This is a genomic window from Oleiphilus sp. HI0067 (genome assembly GCF_001635735.1).
The window spans coordinates 1-956 of sequence record NZ_LWFI01000675.1 but is presented as its reverse complement, the minus strand read 5'-3'; the positions used below and the strand labels follow the sequence as shown (position 1 = coordinate 956).

Below are 956 nucleotides of genomic sequence, written 5' to 3'. Positions count from 1 at the left end.
AATTTGCCCCTTAAACAAGTCTCTTGCGTGATCTGTTAATGGCAGTGTTAATGGTCTTCCACTTTTCGTTTCCTGAATCGTGAACGTCTTTTGTTTGAAGTTGATATCCTCAATTTTAAGCTTCGCCATTTCCCTACGACGAACCCCATGCAGTAAAACAAGCTGGAAATAAAAACCAGCAGCTCTCTGGCCGTAAAAAGAGGACTCGGTTAGGGCTCGCATTGCGGCAAACCAATCCTTCATATCAGAGGTTTCAATTTTATTCTCTCGCACTACATCTTTATTCCAAGTGCGCGTATGCGATAAGCGCTTAACAGGGTTATCAGAGAACATGCTTTCACCATTCCCTTTTTCATACTGACCATTGGCGAAATTAAACAGCGCCCCGAGTATCTTCATTACCTTGTTGGCAGCAGAAGGGGACTTTTTGCTTATCTGGAGGTGCCGTTCACTGACCTTATCGCGTGTAATTTCGACCATTGGACTATCAGCCCAATCAACAAAGTGCTTATCAAGCGCATTCTCATACTGCGCTATCGTAGATGCCTTTAACTTAGAGCCCCGATACTTTAGATAGTCCGCATACACTTCACGCAAGGTTAACTTGGATTTCTGTTCGGCTCGCGCCTTATGAATAGGATTTACCCCATCAACCATCTCTGCGATTGCTTTCTGTGCCTTTTTACGCGCTTGCTCAACCGTTAAATCTGGGTGCCGTCCGAGCGTGACGCGAACAGGTTTGCCTTTTACCTTCCTATAAGCGATATATGACTTAACGCCGTTTTTCGTAATGGATAGAACCAAGCCCGGCAAAGCAGAATCATAGTNATAGGTTCGTGCCTTACCTTCCTCAGCCTCCAATGCAGAGACTAGTGCTTTGGTAAATTTAAGCTTCATTGTCATATCTGGTGCTACCGTGGTGCTACCCTAGAGAGAAAACGATAGTAATCTAAAGA

The 956-nt window shown here is 44.5% G+C and carries 1 protein-coding gene; it reads right to left on the bottom strand.

What is annotated here, in order from left to right; genetic code table 11:
- Window positions 1–903: integrase family protein (locus A3739_RS07730; protein WP_068500945.1), on the bottom strand; the 903-nt coding region annotated here is incomplete at its 3' end.
- Between the last annotated feature and the right edge of the window lie 53 nt (window positions 904–956).